The sequence below is a fragment of the Oleiphilus sp. HI0043 genome, assembly GCF_001634935.1.
In genome coordinates this window covers 1-981 of record NZ_LWEY01001160.1, presented here as the reverse complement: position 1 = coordinate 981, position 981 = coordinate 1, and the positions used below count along the sequence as shown (strand labels likewise).

Below are 981 nucleotides of genomic sequence, written 5' to 3'. Positions count from 1 at the left end.
CTTGATGAAGATAGTCTACAAGACGTCACGGGTCAGGCAGGTCTTACTCTTGATGTAGAAAGTCAGTGGGAGATCGGAGAGTTCGCATATCACGATGCAGGCTATTTGTTGATTCAAGGTATCCGTATGGGTGGTAACTCGTTGGGTAATGGTACGGGCTCTGCAGGTACGATGCTTGACAACTTACGGCTTGAGATTGACATCGCCGGTGATGGTACCGACGGTGATAATGAGCTTGCATATGGTTTTTCCAATATGCGTGATATTGCTCAGATGTATGTAAATGATGGGAATACTGATACGACGTTTGTTAGTGTTGCAAACGGTATTGACTCAACTCGTGATAACGCTGTAATTGACGATAAGCGCACATATGGTGATGGTGATTTGGTAATCCATTTTGACTTTACTGATGGCTGGGCTTCAGAAGGCGGTATCGATCAGTATAGAGCTGACGGTAGATTTGGATTAGACGATTTTCATACTGCAGAGCTAGTCCTAGAGCATGCTGTCGACTTTCGTCTTGAAATCGATGCAATTGGCTTGGCAAGTTCAAGTTATGAGCTAGGTTCTGCTGGTCTAGATACTGATGGTCAGGGTCCCGACCAAGGTGCTGCTGGTACAACTACCTTGATTAGTCAATTAGGTATCCAGGGTTACTTAGGTCCTGATGACTTACATCTTGAGAACAATGGTAACGGCTTTGATGGATCTGGACCTCTAGGTGGTAATACGGGTAAGGCTGACTCCAAAATATACTGGGGTCGTTACTTTAAGATTACAGATCTGGATGTATATATTGATATTGCCGGTGTTCAGATTTCTGACATGGAAATTCACAATGAGCGTGGCGATTTGACAGGTTTGGATGGCACTTCATCATTTAGTTTTGCGCACTCTATTCGTGAAATCTATGCAGTTAAAGATGCTGTTTTAAATATAGATGGTCTGCTTGCTGGTAGTAATCCTTTTGTGGATGGT

General features: G+C 43.5%; 1 protein-coding gene. It reads left to right on the top strand.

Annotated elements, in window-relative coordinates; genetic code table 11:
- The coding region (locus A3729_RS33075) for a DUF6160 family protein (protein ID WP_068633982.1) at positions 1–981 on the top strand (981 nt) is incomplete at both ends.